This is a genomic window from Cognataquiflexum rubidum (genome assembly GCF_022538115.1).
Lineage (GTDB): Bacteria > Bacteroidota > Bacteroidia > Cytophagales > Cyclobacteriaceae > Cognataquiflexum > Cognataquiflexum rubidum.
This window is the reverse complement of record NZ_JAKZAL010000006.1, coordinates 72,594-90,051: the sequence shown is the minus strand read 5'-3', so window position 1 is coordinate 90,051 and position 17,458 is coordinate 72,594. Positions and strand designations below refer to the sequence as shown.

The 17,458-nt window shown below is 42.0% G+C and carries 20 protein-coding genes; 9 read left to right on the top strand and 11 right to left on the bottom strand.

What is annotated here, in order from left to right; translation table 11 throughout:
- The first annotated feature begins 71 nt into the window (after positions 1-71).
- On the top strand, positions 72-1,076 hold the full coding sequence (gldB, locus tag MMU05_RS08605) for a gliding motility lipoprotein GldB (protein WP_241141272.1): 1,005 nt from the start codon (positions 72-74) through the stop codon (positions 1,074-1,076).
- Here the strand turns inward: gldB and MMU05_RS08600 are convergent.
- From MMU05_RS08600 to nth, 3 genes are read right to left on the bottom strand one after another with little or no spacing between them, the layout of a single operon-like run.
- Complete coding sequence (locus tag MMU05_RS08600) at positions 1,045-2,268, bottom strand: glycosyltransferase family 4 protein (RefSeq protein WP_241141271.1); 1,224 nt, start codon at positions 2,266-2,268, stop codon at positions 1,045-1,047. The two genes, gldB and MMU05_RS08600, sit on opposite strands and share 32 nt — an antisense overlap.
- Positions 2,265-4,052 carry an asparagine synthase (glutamine-hydrolyzing) gene (gene asnB, locus MMU05_RS08595; RefSeq protein WP_241141270.1) on the bottom strand — a complete coding sequence of 596 codons (1,788 nt, stop codon included), beginning with the start codon at positions 4,050-4,052 and terminating at the stop codon, positions 2,265-2,267. The genes MMU05_RS08600 and asnB overlap by 4 nt, the downstream gene beginning before the upstream one ends.
- On the bottom strand, positions 4,053-4,739 hold the full coding sequence (gene nth / locus MMU05_RS08590) for an endonuclease III (RefSeq protein ID WP_241141269.1): 687 nt from the start codon (positions 4,737-4,739) through the stop codon (positions 4,053-4,055).
- Between the two features lie 217 nt (positions 4,740-4,956).
- On the opposite strand from nth, the gene MMU05_RS08585 reads away from it, so the two are divergent.
- Both MMU05_RS08585 and MMU05_RS08580 read left to right on the top strand, forming a co-directional pair.
- Positions 4,957-5,832 (top strand): alpha/beta hydrolase, encoded by an 876-nt coding sequence (locus MMU05_RS08585; RefSeq protein ID WP_241141268.1) that lies wholly within the window; start codon positions 4,957-4,959, stop codon positions 5,830-5,832.
- Positions 5,833-6,297: 465 nt separating this feature from the next.
- Positions 6,298-7,365 (top strand): CNNM domain-containing protein, encoded by a 1,068-nt coding sequence (locus MMU05_RS08580; protein WP_241141267.1) that lies wholly within the window; start codon positions 6,298-6,300, stop codon positions 7,363-7,365.
- Positions 7,366-7,429: 64 nt separating this feature from the next.
- On the opposite strand, the gene MMU05_RS08575 is transcribed toward MMU05_RS08580, so the two are convergent.
- Entirely contained in the window at positions 7,430-7,663 is a 234-nt protein-coding gene (locus MMU05_RS08575) for a hypothetical protein (RefSeq protein WP_113926050.1), read from the bottom strand.
- Positions 7,638-8,240: an RNA polymerase sigma factor gene (locus MMU05_RS08570; RefSeq protein WP_241141266.1), complete on the bottom strand. Its 603-nt coding sequence runs from the start codon at positions 8,238-8,240 to the stop codon at positions 7,638-7,640. The genes MMU05_RS08575 and MMU05_RS08570 overlap by 26 nt, the downstream gene beginning before the upstream one ends.
- Before the next feature lie 409 nt (positions 8,241-8,649).
- Here MMU05_RS08570 and MMU05_RS08565 point away from each other — a divergent pair, with 409 nt between their 5' ends.
- Together MMU05_RS08565 and MMU05_RS08560 are read left to right on the top strand one after the other, a co-directional pair.
- Complete coding sequence (locus MMU05_RS08565) at positions 8,650-9,006, top strand: DUF3127 domain-containing protein (protein ID WP_241141265.1); 357 nt, start codon at positions 8,650-8,652, stop codon at positions 9,004-9,006.
- A gap of 98 nt (positions 9,007-9,104) precedes the next feature.
- Complete coding sequence (locus MMU05_RS08560) at positions 9,105-9,563, top strand: hypothetical protein (protein WP_241141264.1); 459 nt, start codon at positions 9,105-9,107, stop codon at positions 9,561-9,563.
- Here the strand turns inward: MMU05_RS08560 and MMU05_RS08555 are convergent.
- The 5 genes from MMU05_RS08555 to MMU05_RS08535 form a co-directional block, all read right to left on the bottom strand.
- Entirely contained in the window at positions 9,560-9,709 is a 150-nt protein-coding gene (locus tag MMU05_RS08555) for a hypothetical protein (protein ID WP_241141263.1), read from the bottom strand. The two genes, MMU05_RS08560 and MMU05_RS08555, sit on opposite strands and share 4 nt — an antisense overlap.
- 119 nt (positions 9,710-9,828) lie before the next feature.
- Positions 9,829-10,335: a 5-(carboxyamino)imidazole ribonucleotide mutase gene (purE, locus tag MMU05_RS08550; protein WP_241141262.1), complete on the bottom strand. Its 507-nt coding sequence runs from the start codon at positions 10,333-10,335 to the stop codon at positions 9,829-9,831.
- A gap of 3 nt (positions 10,336-10,338) precedes the next feature.
- Positions 10,339-11,478: a 5-(carboxyamino)imidazole ribonucleotide synthase gene (locus MMU05_RS08545; RefSeq protein ID WP_241141261.1), complete on the bottom strand. Its 1,140-nt coding sequence runs from the start codon at positions 11,476-11,478 to the stop codon at positions 10,339-10,341.
- Positions 11,479-11,595: 117 nt separating this feature from the next.
- The gene (locus tag MMU05_RS08540) at positions 11,596-11,748 is read right to left on the bottom strand and encodes a lmo0937 family membrane protein (protein ID WP_241141260.1); all 153 of its coding nucleotides are present in this window, start codon (positions 11,746-11,748) and stop codon (positions 11,596-11,598) included.
- Positions 11,749-11,819: 71 nt separating this feature from the next.
- Positions 11,820-13,577, bottom strand: coding sequence for a MutS-related protein (locus tag MMU05_RS08535; RefSeq protein WP_241141259.1), 1,758 nt, complete (start codon positions 13,575-13,577; stop codon positions 11,820-11,822).
- A gap of 188 nt (positions 13,578-13,765) precedes the next feature.
- Between MMU05_RS08535 and MMU05_RS08530 the strand changes: the two genes are divergently transcribed.
- Genes MMU05_RS08530 through MMU05_RS08515 form a run of 4 tightly spaced genes read left to right on the top strand, consistent with a single transcriptional unit; the run spans position 13,766 to position 16,491 of the window.
- A complete protein-coding gene (locus MMU05_RS08530; protein ID WP_241141258.1) occupies positions 13,766-14,212 on the top strand; it encodes a hypothetical protein in 447 nt (148 codons plus the stop codon).
- Between the two features lies 1 nt (position 14,213).
- A complete protein-coding gene (locus MMU05_RS08525) occupies positions 14,214-15,410 on the top strand; it encodes a GTP-binding protein (protein ID WP_241141257.1) in 1,197 nt (398 codons plus the stop codon).
- A 9-nt stretch (positions 15,411-15,419) separates the two neighbouring features.
- The gene (locus tag MMU05_RS08520) at positions 15,420-15,596 is read left to right on the top strand and encodes a hypothetical protein (RefSeq protein WP_241141256.1); all 177 of its coding nucleotides are present in this window, start codon (positions 15,420-15,422) and stop codon (positions 15,594-15,596) included.
- A gap of 55 nt (positions 15,597-15,651) precedes the next feature.
- A complete protein-coding gene (locus MMU05_RS08515) occupies positions 15,652-16,491 on the top strand; it encodes a hypothetical protein (protein ID WP_241141255.1) in 840 nt (279 codons plus the stop codon).
- A 78-nt stretch (positions 16,492-16,569) separates the two neighbouring features.
- On the opposite strand, the gene MMU05_RS08510 is transcribed toward MMU05_RS08515, so the two are convergent.
- Positions 16,570-17,418, bottom strand: a complete 849-nt coding sequence (locus tag MMU05_RS08510) for a mechanosensitive ion channel family protein (protein WP_241141254.1) — start codon at positions 17,416-17,418, stop codon at positions 16,570-16,572.
- Between the last annotated feature and the right edge of the window lie 40 nt (positions 17,419-17,458).

Here is a 17,458-nt window from a genome sequence, read left to right as displayed (position 1 = left end):
AAAAAATATTGATCAATAATTTTAAGATTCCTTGTAGATTTGGCCAAATTCTATTCCTGGATGGCATTCTTATGAAAAACCGAATTCTCTTATCTGCAATTTTGAGTCTAGTCACAATTTTTTCATCCTGCAAAAAGGAAACCGAGGAATGCCAATTGGATGAAGATATCCTCAATACGGACGTAGAATTGAAGATTGTAAGGTTGGAAAGCGATTTCTTTTCTGCAAAAACATCTGAAGAATTCACCTATCTTTTTGAAAACCACCCATACTTCGCAGAAAAGTATTTATTGACTTCCACCTATCCTTCCAAAGAGGATTTGGCTGCTGAACTGCTCGCTACCCATCAGGATACGCTGATGCGTGAACTTTACGATGAAGTGATAATTCACTACCCTGACGTCATGGGTTTGGAAAAAGACCTGAGCAATGCCTTCAAATATATCAAGCACTATTTCCCGGAATTCAAGGTGCCAAAGGTCTATACTTTTGTCAGCGGCTTTAGCTCTGATCTTTATATTGACGAAGAAATGATCGTCATCGGCTTGGATTATTTCCTTCCTGCTGACCATCGTTTTCAGGCCCCGGATTTACCGGATTATATTGCAAAAAGGTATGAAGCCAAATACATCGTCCCAATGATTGTGACAGCGATTTCTTCGGTTTATAATAAAACTGACCTGAAGCAAAATTCACTAGTAGCCGAAATGATCTACTATGGCAAGGCCTATCATTTTACCAAAGCAATCCTGCCATGCACTCCGGATGAATACATCATCGGCTATTCAAGTGAAGAAGTGGCGGCATGCTTTGACAATGAGGTGATGATTTGGTCTTATTTTGTGGAAAATGACCTCTTATTTGAAACCAATCCCTTTGAAATCAGAAAATATACCGGCGAAGCACCATCCACTGTCGAAATCAGTCCTGACGCTCCGGGTAGGGTAGGGAGGTGGCTTGGATGGAATATTGTGGACGATTACCAATTCAACAAGGATGTCCCGCTGACGGAATTGATGGAAGAATCCGACACAGAAAAAATTTTCAAGCTGTCAGGATATAAGCCTCGTCCCTAAAATCCTTTCCGAATCTATCGGGATCGAGGACTGCCAAAAGCCGCTGCACGGCCAACTCTTTGGAAAAATATTTCTCTGCCAATTCACGGGAATTTTTTTGGGTTTCCTGAAGCAGTTTCGGATTTGAAGCCATTTTTTCCAACTTTTCAAAAGCATCTTCGGGATTTTCAGGATTGAAATAAATTCCCAAATTATACTCTTTTACCAATTGGTACACCCATCCTTTATGGTTGACGATGATCCCCTTTCCTGCTGCCAGGGCATCAAAAAATTTATTGGGACTGTTTGTTTTCAATACCGGAAGGTGGGCAAAGGTGACCATTGCCAAGTCCGAAACCGCCAAGAGCTGACGGACTTCCTCCTTGCTTCCAAAGGGGAAATAGAAAAAATTGTCAAGTCCCAAATTCTTTGCCTTTTGGAGTAAATCTTCAGACTTGGCTCCTTTTCCCATTACGGCAAACTGGTAATCCTTACCTCTGTCTTGTGCCATTTTTGCCAAGATCAGCATTTCATCGACAGCATTGACCTGACCGATCGCGCCTGCATAAGCAATGGTAAAGGTCGGTTGGAGGCCAAATTTTTGAAGAATTGATTCCTTTTTCTCCATGGGATGAAAAAACTCAGTGTCAGCAAAATTGGGTATCAGGTGGATTTTGCAGAAATCGCACTTTTCACGGATGGAGTTGGCGATGCCGGGAGAAAGGGCTATCACCTTGAAAGCATGCCTGTAAATCTTGGATTCGAGGCTGTAGAGAATTTTCTTCAAGACAGGATTTTGGATGACGCCTACCTGTATGGGAGCATCCGGCCAAAGGTCTCTGACTTCAAAAAAGAAAGGTATGGCCAGCTTCTTTTTGGCCCACAACCCAATCCATCCGGTAGTCAATGGAGTCGAAGTAATGTATAAAAAATCAGGCCGCGGCAATTTGAGCAGAAGCTTTTTTGCCTGGTCCACAAAAGCGGAAAATGCCCAAATTCTCTTCAAAAACCCATATTCCTGACGGTAGGACACGGGAAGGTAGTGTACCTTGATCCCGTCAATAAGCTTGAAATCATAATAGTTTTCAGAGTGCGATGTAATCATCTCCACCTCGATACCAGCCTCTACCATGCCTTTAGCCAAGTGGTATGAGCGGGTTCCCCCTCCCTGAGAAGGCGTGACGAAATACTGATGGATATAAATGATTTTCATTTCGAAAACTTACTCAGCCAACCTGCTAGGATAAACATGTTCCAAACCAATAGGAAATGTCTCTTTTCTACTTTTTCTGGCTGTGCTGTAAATTTAAGCATTTCGGGTGGAAAACATTCCCCCCAGTCTTTTGATAGCTGTCGGATGGGTCCAAAAACCCATTCCCTAAAATCATTTTCCTCCATCCATTCCTGCAGAGGCAAACCAAATCCCAGTTTCTTCCGGTCTGCAATCTGCCCTAGGCCACGTTTCCTCAATGATTCCTTGATAAAGACTTTTCCTTTGCTTTTCAATAATTCATCCTCTTTCTGAGAAAGAGCAAATTCCAGTAACTCAGAATATAAATAAGGTGCACGGCCTTCAATGCCATGGGCCATGCAGGCATTGTCATGGATTTTCAAAATGTCATTGACCAAGTAGAAAGTCCTGTCCCAATCCAAAGCATTCTTGAAACCAAATTCGCTTTTGGGATACCAAGGTCTGAAAGTGTCGAGATATATTTCAGGGATTTTCTCGACAGCGGCCATTTGGATAAAAGTGTCATCAGGATTTTTGGAGATACTTTGTAGCAATTTTTTCAGATACCCGGGAAATGGGAAATCTGAAAAGGTGGCAATCTGCCTCAACAATGTGGGATGGTTCAGGTAATGTCTAAACGCCCTATGCCTGTTGTATCCGGCAAAAAGTTCATCCGCACCCGCACCTGAGATCAGGACTTTGACTTCTTCTTTGGCCTCCTTGGCTACCAACCAGGTCAAAAATCCTGCGCTGTCTCCAATAGGTTGGTCCATGGATTGGATGTAGGCATCCCAATTTTCCATGACCGTTGCTTTATTCACCCTGATTTCTCTGTTTTCGGAAGGATATTGTTGGTTGAAAATCCTAACAAAATGGGGGTCACTGTATTTGCCTTGTAGCCTACTTTCCAAAGCCACTGTGTAGGTTGGTAATTTTTGCCCGGTGAGTTCATACCCAACTGCATACAGAAGACTGCTGTCTGCACCTCCGCTGAGCACCATTCCGACCGGCCTTTCGGCAGCAAAACTTTTGGAGACGGCTTCTTGGAGTATTTCGTCAAATTTATTTTGGGAAGTTTCATGTTTTTGGTTTGGCTCCAAAACCATTTTCTCTCTTTGGATAACATGCCCATCGAAATCCAGAATGATAATTTCTCCTGGCAAGACCTGCCTCACCTCTTCAAAAAATGAGCTATCAGGCATGCTATGCCTGTAATAGAAATAGGGAATAAATTGGGTTTTGTCAATTTTGGATGGATGTTGCATCCCTGCCAAAATCCCTTTGGTCTCTGAGGAAAATATCCAGAAATTTCCATGTTGGTGAAAATAAAGAGGTTTCTCTCCCGAAATATCCCGGCTGACCAAAATCTCCTTTTTGTTCAGATCGGCGAAGACAAATGCAAACATGCCTTTGAGTTTTTGGATTCCTTCTTTGCCAAAAGCCTTCAGCCAATGTAACAAGATGATAGAATCTGAACCTGTATCCAAATGGTATCCCAGATTGACCAGGATTTCTTTCAACTCGGGATGGTTGTAGAGTTCGCCATTCCATACCAACACCCTCGATCGGTCTTCGGACCAAAGCGGTTGGTTGGAGGCATCACTGAGATCCTGGATTTTTAACCTGTTGGCCGCAAAAAATATATCCTCTTCTACTTTGCAGAAACCCGAAAAATCCGGTCCACGGTGTTCGGTCGCATGCATCATCTTTTGGATGGCGGCTAGGCCATCGGATTCAGGTTGGATGAGTACATGGATTCCACACATTTATTTTTTCTTTTTGGTGGGTATAGCGTCTTTGTTCAGGATTGCCTCTTTATTTTTTTCAAAATACCTGCAAAGATGGGTGATATTGCACTCCAAACATTTGGGACTTCTCGCCAGGCAAACATACCGGCCATGCAAAATCAACCAATGATGGGCAATGTGGACGTATTTCTTTGGGATATTTTTGATCAACTGCTTTTCCACTTCTAGCGGCGTCTTTGCATTTTGATTGACCAAACCCAATCGCTTGGAAACCCTGAAAACATGCGTATCTACCGCCATATTGGGTTGGTTCCAGACTACTGAGGTGATGACATTGGCTGTTTTTCGGCCTACACCGGGAAGCTTGACGAGTTCGTCCACAGTAGGAGGTACTTCTCCGCCAAATTCCGCTGTGAGCATTTTCCCAAGTCCGATAAGGTGTTTGGTCTTATTGTTAGGATAAGAAATGCTACGGATATAGGGGAAAAGCGTATCAAAATCAGTGGCTGCCAAATGCGCCGGAGTAGGAAAATCCCTGAATATTGCGGGAGTCGTCATGTTGACACGCTTGTCGGTGCACTGTGCACTCAGGACCACAGAAACCAAAAGTTGATAGGGATTCTCGAAGACAAGTTCCGTCTCCGCGATCGGCATGTGCGTAGCAAAGTGGTCTATGACTGCAGCGTATCTTTCTTTTCGAAGCATGGATTATTTACTATTTTCTAAATTTGAATATTCATGGATATAAAAAATTGATATTGATGGATACTGGATATTTATTGATATTTTGAAGCCAAAACATTAAGGTTGAAATTTCTGGGTTCTAAATCTGAAACCACCACTAACTCATTAACCCAATAACCATATTTACAACAAGTATTGAATCCTTTCGTTGTTTCACAGATCAAATAAATAAAAAATTATGGTAAGGAGTTCAGTTTTGAGATTTGCCGGCAGTCTTTTTTTTGGGATTTTTATACTCTTTTCCTGTGTCGAAAAGGATGACCCGCAACCGGACTTAAATCCAGAAGTTGCTGCCGAACTGTTGAACACCGCATACGGTACCAATGCTAGACAGGTCATGGATGTTTTTTTGCCTGCAAACAGAAGTACAGGCAGCACCAAAGTTTTTGTGTGGATCCACGGTGGCGGATGGGTAGATGGGACAAAAGACGAGTTTGTTCAATTTAAACCATGGTTGGAAGCCGTGCAGGATGACTATGCATACATTGCGCTCAATTATCGACTTTTCAACATATCGACCGGCGCAAACAAATTTCCTTCCCAAGAAGAAGACATCAAAAATGCTATTGCTTACATCCAGTCCCAATTGTCGACATGGGATGTCAGCGATGAAATCATCCTTGCCGGAGGAAGTGCCGGAGGACATTTGGCATTGTTGCACAGCTACAAAAACAACCAAAATGGTCTGGTCAAAGCTGTTGTGGCCTTTTTTCCGCCTACGGAACTTGTCAGTTTCTATGGTTTCAGCCTTTTTACCCAATTGCTCTTTGACAATTTGCTTGGAGGAAATCCTACTGCCAAACCGGTGATCTATGCCGATTCAAGCCCTTTGGGATTCGTCACGGCCAATTCCGTCCCAACCGTCTTTTTTCATGGGAATATAGACACCGTCGTCCCCATTTCGCAGAGTGAAATCTTGGAGGACGCTCTTGTTGCCAAAAATGTCCCACACTTGGTGGAATATATTCAAGGACAGGGACACGGCTTCACCCCGGCTACCAATCAAGATTTGATTGGGAAAGCACAGGTGTTTTTGGATGGGGTTTTGGAGTGAGGGGTATTAATTAGCTGAGCTGCGTCTGGCCTAATTTATTATTATGATTATCCGCTTTTATACCAGTAGCCAAATATCATTTTTCTCCACCTCGGCAAACTCGGTGAACGGATATCGTGAGGTCAGAGGGGGGTGGTAGAAATGCGGCTTCGCCGCATTTCTACCACCCCCCATTCAATATCAATAAATTCCGGTGGTCGATCCCGATAATTATCGTGGACGAGACCATTCTGTAAGTAATCCTATACTGGTAAGAAGGCCGATATACATATTTATTATAATGCTCATTGACAAGCACAAGTATTATTTTATGATATCAATATTAGAATGTTGGATGACTTTTTGCTCTGAATTCTATCAAAGCCGCCAACTATTGGGACTACTTTTCCATTTAGACTGAATTGATGTAGGGGTAACTAGTCAGAATTCCTCCCAATAAACACATTTCTAAAATTTTAAAAAGCCATGACTTTACTCTTAACATACCTTTTTCTTGCCCTCATTATATCATTCCTGTGTTCTATCATGGAGGCTGTTTTGCTATCTGTTCCAATCTCCTATTTAAAATCAAGGTCCGCAAATGGCGACAAAAGTGTTGATACGATGATAGGACTCAAAGAAGATATTGATAAGCCTTTGTCGGCAATCTTATCTTTAAACACGGTAGCCCATACCGTAGGCGCTGCCGGGGTTGGCGCGCAAGCCACTGTGGTATTTGGGGAGGCATATTTTGGGGTAGTTTCGGCGGTCTTAACCATATTGATTTTAATTTTGACAGAAATAATTCCAAAAACGGTAGGAGCGAATTATACCAAGGAACTGGTTGGGATTGCGTCAAAATTCATCAAAGGAACAATTTTCATTGCATATCCCCTGGTTTATATCTCTTCAATCTTGACCAAAATGCTTTCAAGAGAAAAATCAGAGCTTACCACAAGCAGAGAAGAAATCTCGGCATTGGCTAGTATTGGAACGCTAGAGGGGATATTTGTAGACAAAGAAAATAAAATTATCCAAAACCTGATCAAGCTAAAAACTATTAAAATCAGTGAGGTGATGACTCCTAGGGTGGTGGTGGTCACCGCCAATGAAGGAATGACATTACAGGAATTTTTAAAAAATAAAGAGTTTTTGCACTTTTCCCGAATCCCTATATTCCAAGAAAACAAGGATTCGATCACTGGATATGTTTTTAGACAACAGGTCTTCGAAAAGCTAGCCGAGGACCAATTTGACCTGAAACTGAAAGACATAAAACGTCCGATAATTACTTTTCCTCAGCCCATAACTTTATTTGACGCTTGGGAGGAAATGATCCAAAGTAGAGAACATATTGCTTTGGTATTGGGAAAATATGGTGGGATGGATGGCATTATCACCCTTGAAGATATAATAGAAACTTTGCTCGGTTTTGAAATAGTGGATGAAAAAGACACAGTGGAGGATATGCAACAATATGCCGCCAAAAGGTGGCAGGAAAAGCAAAAGAAGTATGAACTTCTTAAAAACAAAATTCAGGTAGGTAAACCATAAAATTTTAAATAAAAAAACCTGAAAGCTTTTCGCCTTCAGGTTACCTTTTTTCTGTTCGATAGGTTTAAACTTTTTCGAGACCGGTAGAATTGGCTTTCCGAAGAATGCTCTTTACTACTTTTTCCGAAGGTGTAAGAATGAGTTGATTCAATTGGTCAAGCGTGCTCAGCATGTCTAGATAGTCCTGCATCAAGTGATCATCACTGCGCAGGGCCTGCACAACCAACTCATTTTCACCCTCACTCATTTCCTGATAGATATATCTTAACAGGTCATTTGGGGTAAAAGATTTTGTCATAGGCAACATTTAATTGTTTTAGTTTTTTCCTCATGTTTATCAATGCATATCGCATCCTTCCAAGTGCCGTATTGATACTGACACCTGTTTGTTCTGCGATTTCCTGAAAACTCAAATCCATATAGTGCCGCATAATCAGCACTTGTTTTTGGGATTCGGGAAGCTCATCGATCAGTCTCCGTACCAACTCCACAGTATCTTCTTTGACTTTGATATCTTCGATGGTTTCCTCAGCAAATCTCAGCGTATTGAAGACATCCATCCCATCTTCCATCACGATGGTGGGATAACGCTTCCGTTTTCTGAAGAAATCAATGGCTAAATTATGCGCGATGCGCATCAACCATGGCTGAAATTTTCCCTCTTCGTTATAACCGTCAGCACTCAGGGTGTGAATCACCTTTACAAATACGTCCTGAAGTAAATCCTCGGCAACGCCTTGGTCTTTGACTATCAGGTAAATGGTGGTGTAAACCCTAGATTTGTATTTATTTACTAACTTTTCAAATGCTGCCTCGCTTCCACTTCTGTACTGCGCGATCAACTCGGCATCTTTAGGACTTGTCCTTTCATTCATACAAATTGACTTTAAAATAACGTAGAGGTTTATGCCATAGTATATATTAGAGGGTGAAACAATTAAACTATTGTAACCAAATGTAAAGAATCACTTTGTTCGATGCAACAGTTACAGGATTTTTTTATTTAAAAATTTCATAAAAATCAGTCAATATGAAATAATTTGTACTTTACTGCCATAAAACTGAAATTTAATTTGGAAATAGAGCTGGTGACCCCTAAAAAATTCTCTTGCTTGGTTAATTCTTAAACGCATATACTCTTGGGTTTAGTATAATGTTGCAAATCTCGGGCCTGATTTTGCAGAGAATTATAAAAAAGAAGTAATTAAGGCGTCAGGTCGGGTGAAAGCTGTATTTACCTATTGAAATTTATTAACTTCGGTTTTTCAATACTAACAAAAAATTATGGAAATTATCGGAAAAGTAGTTCAAATCATGCCCGAGGCAAGCGGGTCCTCCACCAAAGGAACTTGGAGAAAAAGAGAATATATCGTAGAACAACCGGGACAATACCCAAAGAAAGTGTGTGTGGTCATCTGGGGTGACAGCATTGATCAGTTTGCCCTCAAAGTGGGTGACGAGGTCACCGCTTCCGTTGACTTGGAAAGCAGAGAATATAACGGCAGATGGTACACCGATGTCAAAGCATGGAAGGTAGAAAAAGGCGGTGCCCAAAAACCAAAGGAAGCAGCCACAGCCAAATCCATTCCTGACGTCACTACTTTTTCTGACGAAAGCGGGGATGACGTATTGCCTTTTTAAAGGTATTTTACTTACTTGGATTGCATATAATTTGTCTCAAAGCAGCATTTTGGGACAAATTTTTTTTATCTAAAATTGTTAACAATAACAAAAATGCCATGTGGGAAGACGATGACGAAAATGATTCCTGGGATGGAAGTGATGAGGAAGAGTTCCAGAAAGAAAAGGACAGAATCAACAACCATCCCCTCAAAATCAAAGGGATGGAGATTTACAAGCTGACAAATGCCTTGGTAGGCTCACTTGACGAAGCAAGAGCTGAACTGTATGGAAGTCTTATGATGGAAAGTGCCATGATTATTCCGGCCAAATTTTCCGGTGCCGAAGGTGTCAATGATTATATCCTCAAAATGGAAAATGCCACTATCATGAAAATTCATGCAAGGAGTCTCAATTCCATGACCTATCAATTGGCATTGGAAGGAACTCATGCTGAGGAGCACCTACAACTTTTGCGGGATGCGATACAAGAGTACAAGGAAATGTTTGTCGTATGGGTGAAGGGATTTGCGTCCGCAGAAAAATACGATGATGGATGGGGACTTTTTGTTGATTAGTGTAGACTTTGACCAAATCTGAATCCAAGGTATGCCCCGCCAATCATCAGCACCAAGGTGATTGCGCTGACCAACAACACCACGCCTATTGGCATTTCCCATTGTTCGGAGCCGATTTTGAAGCGGATGATTTTTTGGAGATTCATGATTCAAAGAAAATGTAAAAATTATCCTAATTCAATAACCAAGAAAATAAAAAAGCGGGTTTACATAAACCCGCTCTTTCAATCAAACTAGTAAACTTTAATTTATAAGCCATTAGTTTTTACGCATGTTTCCAGCCTTTGGTTTCAATTTCTTCGGCAGACTTTTCTACTTTTTCTTTTAGTGATTCCTTAAAAGCCAGTAAGTTCTTGGATATTTCTTCAGAAAACGCCCCAATCATGGAAGCAGCCAAAATCCCTGCATTCCTACCACCGTTCAATGCGACAGTGGCCACGGGAATCCCCGAAGGCATCTGCAGGATGGAAAGGATGCTGTCCCATCCATCAATGGAATTGGAGGACTTCACCGGAACTCCGATCACAGGCAGGGTAGTCAGTGAGGCGACCATTCCGGGCAGATGTGCTGCGCCACCCGCTCCCGCGATGATGACTTTGAGACCTCTTTCTTTTGCACTCTTTGCGTAATCCATCATCCTGTCGGGTGTGCGGTGGGCCGACACTACGGTCAGTTCATAACCTACCCCAAGTTCTTCCAATACCAATGCTGCCTCCGACATGATGGGCAAATCAGACTTGCTTCCCATAATAATCCCTACCTGTATTTCCATAATTTAGGCTTTTACTTTGATCAGTTCTTTTATTTCCAAAGCTCTTTTTTTCAATACTTCAATCTCAGTGTCCAAGATCGTGACATGCCCCATTTTTCTAAAAGGCTTGGTCGTTTTCTTTCCATAGAGATGCACATAGATTCCTTTTTGGGACATTGCCTCATCCAATCCTTCCACAAAAACATCGCCTGCAAATCCTTCTTCGCCGAGCAGGTTGACCATCGCGGCAGGGGATCGGGTGTCGGTATTGCCCAATGGCATGTCCATCACTGCCCTGAAATGCTGCTCAAATTGGGAGGTGAAATTAGCCTCAATCGTATGGTGCCCGCTGTTGTGTGGGCGGGGGGCTATTTCATTGACAAGAATTTCTCCCGATTTGGTGACAAACATCTCCACGGCCAAGAGGCCGATCATTCCCAATTCTTCGATGACTTGTATGGCTATCTTTTTGGCTTTTTGTTCAATTTCATCGCTGACCTGTGCTGGGGAAAATAGAAACTCCACCAAATTAGCGGTGGGGTGAAAAGCGCACTCGACCGCAGGAAATGCCACAGTCTCCCCATTTTTATTTTTTGCTACGATGACGGCGATTTCTTTGTCAAAGTCAATCAACTTTTCCAATAAGCCGGGAGCTTCAAATGCTTTTTCCAAATCACTTTCTGTCCTTAGGATCTGCACGCCTCGACCATCATAGCCTTCTCTCCCAAGTTTGTTGACGGCAGGAAGAAAAGATGCATTTCTGATCACATCCGCCTTGTCTTCAGTCAAAATAAAATCAGCAGTGGGAATCCCTTTTTCCTTGTAAAACTGTTTCTGCAGCCTTTTGTCCTGGATCATTTTGATGATATGAGGCTGCGGAAATACTTCCTTGCCCTCGTCGGCCAATTTTTGAAGGGCCTCCGTATTTACATTTTCGATCTCGATCGTGATGATATCACAATCCTGACCAAAGGCATACACCGTCTCAAAATCAGTCAGACTGCCATTTACAAATTTCTGACAAATGGATTTGCAGGGAGCATTGGGATCGGGATCCAAGATATGGATGTCGATATTATAGCTGATTGCGGATTGGATGACCATGCGGCCAAGCTGACCTCCACCTAAAATCCCTAAAGTCTTTTGCTGATAATTCTGTTGCACGGATGGACTGTTGAAGGTTCAAAAATAAGTTAAAAATGCGGGTATCCGAAATCAGAAAAGCCCTAAATAGAAAAAGCCCTCAGGTGAGGGCTAAACTGTTTTGCATAAATAAAGAGGTTAAACTGACCTACCTCCGATCAAGCGAAGGAGAATCGCAACGACCGCCAACCCAAGAAGCACGTGGATCAAACCTCCAACACTGTACACAAAGAATCCAAAGATCCATCCGATGATCAAAATCACAGCAATCAAATACAATAGTGAGCTCATTGGTTTTTTGGTTTAGGTAAACAATTGATTTATAACCCGATAAACCAACTATCATGCCACAACTTTAATCGCTAAAATCTGATACCCATCAGCTCCATGAGTTTGTGGGCGTTGAAACTGGGACAAGGACCTTCTTTGAGCTTGTAGTCAAAGTGAATTTTGTCATCCATAATTTCACTATGAAAACTCTTATTCACCAAGTAATTCAAGCTGTTTTGCAATTGACTGAGTTCAATGTCATGGGTAGAAATTATTCCTTTACAGTTGCTTGCGGCGAGCTGTCTGATCAATGCTTCACTTCCCATAATCCTATCGGCAGTGTTGGTTCCTTTGAGGATTTCATCTAATAAGAAAAAGACTGTATCCCCTTCTTCGGCTTTGGATAAAAGCTGTTTGATCCGCGCAAGTTCGGCATAAAAAGAACTGACACTCTCTCCGAGGTTGTCGGAATTTCGCATGCTGGTAAACAACTGAAAAGGCCCAAGGATAAAGGATTCCGCCATTGGCCCCAAGCCAATATTGGCCATGACCATATTGATTCCCAAGGTCCGCATGAAGGTCGTTTTACCCGACATATTGGACCCGGTCAGCAGGATGGTTTTGGTATTTTCATGAAATGAAAAATCATTGCCCACGGCTTTTTCTTTGGGGATCAAGGGGTGTTTGAGATTTTTGGCTTCAATGGTTTTTTCCCTAGACCAAGTGGGAAAGGAAGTATTTTGTTCTTCATAGGTAAATGCTCCCAAGGAAACCAAGGCCTGCCAGGTATCAAAAACTTCCTCCCAAGCTCCAATATGGCTTCCGAATCTTTTGCGCCAGATTTCTGCTCGCCAAAGGAGAAAAAAGTCAATCCAAAAAATCAGGTTGAATATTACAAACATCAAATTGATCCTGTTTTGGATCATAAAGGTCTTTTGCTCCAAAGATTTCAACACTTCGGAAGCAACAAAATTTTCGTTTTTGATAGGTTCTTTCAGTGAGTGAAGATAGGGATCAGCAAAGTCAGATTTTTCTATCAGGGAAGCCCACTTTCCAAAAGTCTTGATATCTCCCTGATTTGGGAAAACTTTGGATGCTTCCTGAAGTGGTTTGAAAACCAAAGTCAGGGAAAAGATACCCAATACGATCCATGCCCCAATCCACACAGGAGGAATCATTCCCACCGCTGTCAGAATAAGCAAGATGCTTCCACCTATCGGCCCAAGTACCAGGGGTAAATAGTAAAAAGGCCACCAGGTTTCGGACTGTTTGAGCCAATTATAAAAACCTGTCTTTGACTTTTCTTCTTTGATAAAAGCCCTGCCAATAGCTTCAAAATCAGAAATAAACTTAGGATGCTGACTCAATTCCCGGACAGCACCGGACCTTTGGGTAGCGAGATCAGGATTCATTTGGGACTGAAGCCAAGAGGCCAACTTTGCTTTTCCTCCTTTATTGACGGTGTGGTTGAGCAATTGGAACAAAGAATGGCTTCCAAAAATATCGAGGTCACTGGAAAAAGGATGGCCTTTGTCTATGAATTCGGCACCCGTGTCAAATCCCTGTAGATTGCGGGAATTCCTTTTGATTTTCTCTTCCTCCATTTTGACCAATTCAGACAAAAAAGCGGTCTCATCCCGGTTTTGATTGAACAATATAATCAGGTAAATAAACCCTATCAGGGACAATAAAAACAAGAGCAAAAAGAGGGGCTTGTCGGTTACCCCAACAATAAAAGCCGCAGCCATTACAAAAAAAACAGACAATCTGACCAAAGAAAGCATGATCCCTTTTCTTTTTGCCTTGGCAAGCAAACCCAAAATATCCTGCGAGACGTATGCAATATTCATGGCCCAAAGATACCAAAAGAATCTCCTTGGGCTAAAAAATTATAATTGCAATATTGTTGCATTTAAGTTGAAAACCTTTACCTTTGAACCATATTATTCTGGTAGTGTTCTCTTCATTGGAATAATGGTGGTTGACAGACGGCTCCGGTAACCCCGGAGTCTTCTTACATTTAGAGCACAAAAACAGGATGATGAAAAAATTGATGATTGTGGCTTTGGCCATTTTGGTGTTTGGAGTTAGTGCGCAGCAGAAGCCTTTGGATATGTGGGGCATGTTTACCAAAACAAGGTTTGTGGAGAAGTTGAACCGGGAATTTGGGATGTATTTTCTTTACCCCATTTTCCCCGATGAGCTGAAGGCAATGGAAGGAAAAGAGGTTTCTGTCACCGGATTCTATATTCCGCTGGACATGGTTACTTCCAATTATGCTGTCTTGTCTAAATTTCCCAATGCAGAATGTTTCTTTTGCGGTGGTGCAGGACCGGAAAGTATCGTGGTCGCTTATCTCAAGAAAACCCCTGGAAAAAGAATCAATGTAGACGAAATCATTACCATCAAAGGAAAACTTAAACTCAACGATTCGGATATCGACGAATTGAATTTCATCCTTTTGGATGCAGAAATAACCAACTGATATGAAGAAAAAATTGCCTGTCACAGTGCTTAGCGGATTTTTAGGCGCCGGAAAAACCACCCTACTCAACCACATTCTCCACAACAAAGAAGGACTGAAAGTAGCCGTCATTGTCAATGACATGAGTGATGTAAACGTGGATGCACAACTTGTCAGGCAAGAAAATACCCTTTCCCGGACCGAGGAGAAACTGGTGGAAATGAGCAACGGCTGCATTTGCTGCACACTCAGGGAAGACCTCATGATCGAAGTGGAGCGTCTTGCCAAGGAAAACCGGTTTGATTATTTGTTGATAGAAAGTACGGGCATATCAGAACCGCTGCCTGTTGCCCAGACTTTTAGCTTTGTAGATGAAGAGAAAGGGATTGACTTGTCACGGTTCTGTCAACTTGATACCATGGTGACTGTGGTGGATGCGTTTAATTTTTTCAAGGATTTTGGGAGTTCTGAAACAGTATTTTCTAAAAACCTCAATGACGATGAGGAGGACCAACGCTCCATTGTCAATTTATTGACCGATCAGATTGAGTTTGCAAATGTCATCCTTATCAACAAGGCTGACTTGGTAGCAAAATTGCAGGTAGAAGAATTGAAAGCCATCCTTCAAAAGCTTAACCCTTCTGCGAAAATCCTCATCACAGACCATAGCAAAATTGATCCAAAGGAAATCCTCAACACGGGATTGTTTGATTTTGAGGAAGCTTCTCAATCTGCAGGCTGGCAGGCGGAACTTGAAAAAAGCCATCATACTCCCGAAACAGAAGAATATGGGATTTCTTCGTTTGTATTCAGAGACAAAAGACCTTTTCACCCTCAGCGGTTTTGGACTTATATCACCGAAACATGGCCTTCGGGGATCATCCGCAGCAAAGGACTTTTTTATATCGCTTCAAGAAAAGACCAAGCCATCTCTTGGTCGCAGGCAGGCGGTTCGGTCAAGGCAGATCCAGTTGGCGTCTGGTGGGCTAGTATGCCATACAAAGAAAGAATGACGTACCCTTCCTATGTGGAAAACAGGGAATATATTGACTCCAAATGGGACAAAAACTTCGGAGATCGGATGAATGAACTCGTCATCATCGGCCAGGATCTTGACAAAGACCAAATTGGAATCGAACTTGAAACTTGTTTGTTGGGTGCTTACGAATTAGCGGATTTTCTGAACGGAGAAACCTTCAAGGATAAATGGCCGATATAGGTTAAAAATATGGGGAGGAAAAAACCTGATCAAGAACAAAAAGCCCAAAAAGAGACTTTGGCCGACGAATGGGATTTTTCAGAGGGTTTTGGTGGTATACATGAAAATGTATCTCTTACCAAGAATATTGGATGTGCCTCAAATTCAGGGACTAAGGACAAAAAAACTGAAAAAAAATCCCTTTGAACTGAATAACCAATTGATTTTTTTTACGTTACTTTCAGCACAAAACTTAATCCCCATGAAAGTAAAACACCCACAAATCCCTACTTTCCTGTTTGCCCTAGGAATAATCTTTTTGATTTTTTCTTGTGAACAAACAGAAGAACTATTGCCCCAGCAGGACAACGCCGTCCTGAAAGAGGAGGCACAGGTTAATGCCGCTTTTGATGAAGCAGACTTTTTTACCCTCTCTGCGATGCAAAGCAACGGTCTTGGTCTCAGAACTACCATGGATATCCAAAGCGATTTTTGCGCGGATACAAAAGTTGATTTTTTCCCCAACAACAAAGCAATCGTCATCAATTTTGGGGCAGGTTGTAAAAGTCCCAAAGGGATCACACGAAAAGGCAAAATCATGATTTATTATTCTGCGCTTTCCTTTGATTCCAATACAGAGATAACCATCGCATTTGATGGCTATGAAGTGAATGGTCTCAAAATAGAGGGACGACGGAGGCTCATCTTCGAAGGGTTCAATGCAGAAGGAAAGTTTTTCTTGTTCCAAACAGTTATTTCTGCTGGAAAAGTTACCTGGCCGGATGGAACATTTGCGACTTTGGAAGGAGAACATATTAAGAAACTATTCCTACCAATAGACTCAAATGGATTTAAACTCGAGGTGACTGGTGGTGCCGGAGGCAAGACTAGACTTGGTATCCCATTTAGGACAAGCATTGAGAAAAAGCTCGTTTTTATCCAATCCTGCACCGATAAAGGAAATTGGGTCCCGTCCTCAGGAAATTTAGAATTGACCGTCAATGCCGATTCCAAGTACCTGATTGATTATGGCAATGGAGAATGCGACAAAATCGCTTCCGTCACCCATGATGGCAAGACAGTTTCTGTGCAATTTGATTGATGGATTGATAGCTGGAAGTTTATAGAAAATAGACCTTAGTCCATAGAAATAAAAAAGGCCGGTTTCTCCGGCCTTTTTTTATTTCTGTCCTTCGGGATAAAAATGATGGACATCTCTTTGGGGATAAGGAACCCCAATTTGGTTTGCTTCAAATCCCTCCTTGATAGCTTCCATATTTTCCCAATACACAGGCCATAAATCTTCTGTATTGACCCAAGACCTGATGGTAAGGTCCAAAGAATTGTCCCCAAAATTGTTAAAGTGAACAACTGGTTCGGGGTCTTTGTGGATTCTTTCGTCTTTATCCAACACCTCGAGGATGATTTTTCGTGCCTTTTTGATGTCTGTTCCGTAGGCAATACCCACTTTCATATCGACCCTTCGAGTGGATTTTTCGGAATAATTGATGATCAGGTTATTGGCCAAAATCCCATTGGGAAGAGTCACGAGTTTGTTATCAAAATTTTTGATTTTGGTATACAGGATGTCAATACTCTCCACTTCTCCGGTAGTTCCCTGTGCCTCTACGGTATCTCCCACTTTGAATGGCTTGAACATCAGGATCAATACTCCCCCGGCAAAATTGGAGAGTGAACCTTGCAAAGCAAGACCGACGGCCAAACCGGCCGCACCAAGAATAGCCACAAAAGAGGTCATCTCGACTCCCATCGTAGTGGCAATGCTGATCAGCAACAATATCCACAGGATGGCTTTTGCAAAACTCTTCAGAAAAGTCGCAAGGGAAGGATCCACCTCTGACTTATCAAAAGCTTTGCCCATGATTTTTTGGACTAAGCCTATCAAATACCTACCCACTAGGTAAATAATGAGTCCGAGAATCAGCTTTGGTCCGATAGAAAAAGCAAGGTCCACGGCTTGCTGTTTGATCAAATCCAAGGTCTTTAAATCAATTCCGTACTCTTCCATGCATCATTAAATTTTGGTTTTCAATATGATTTTGGTGCAA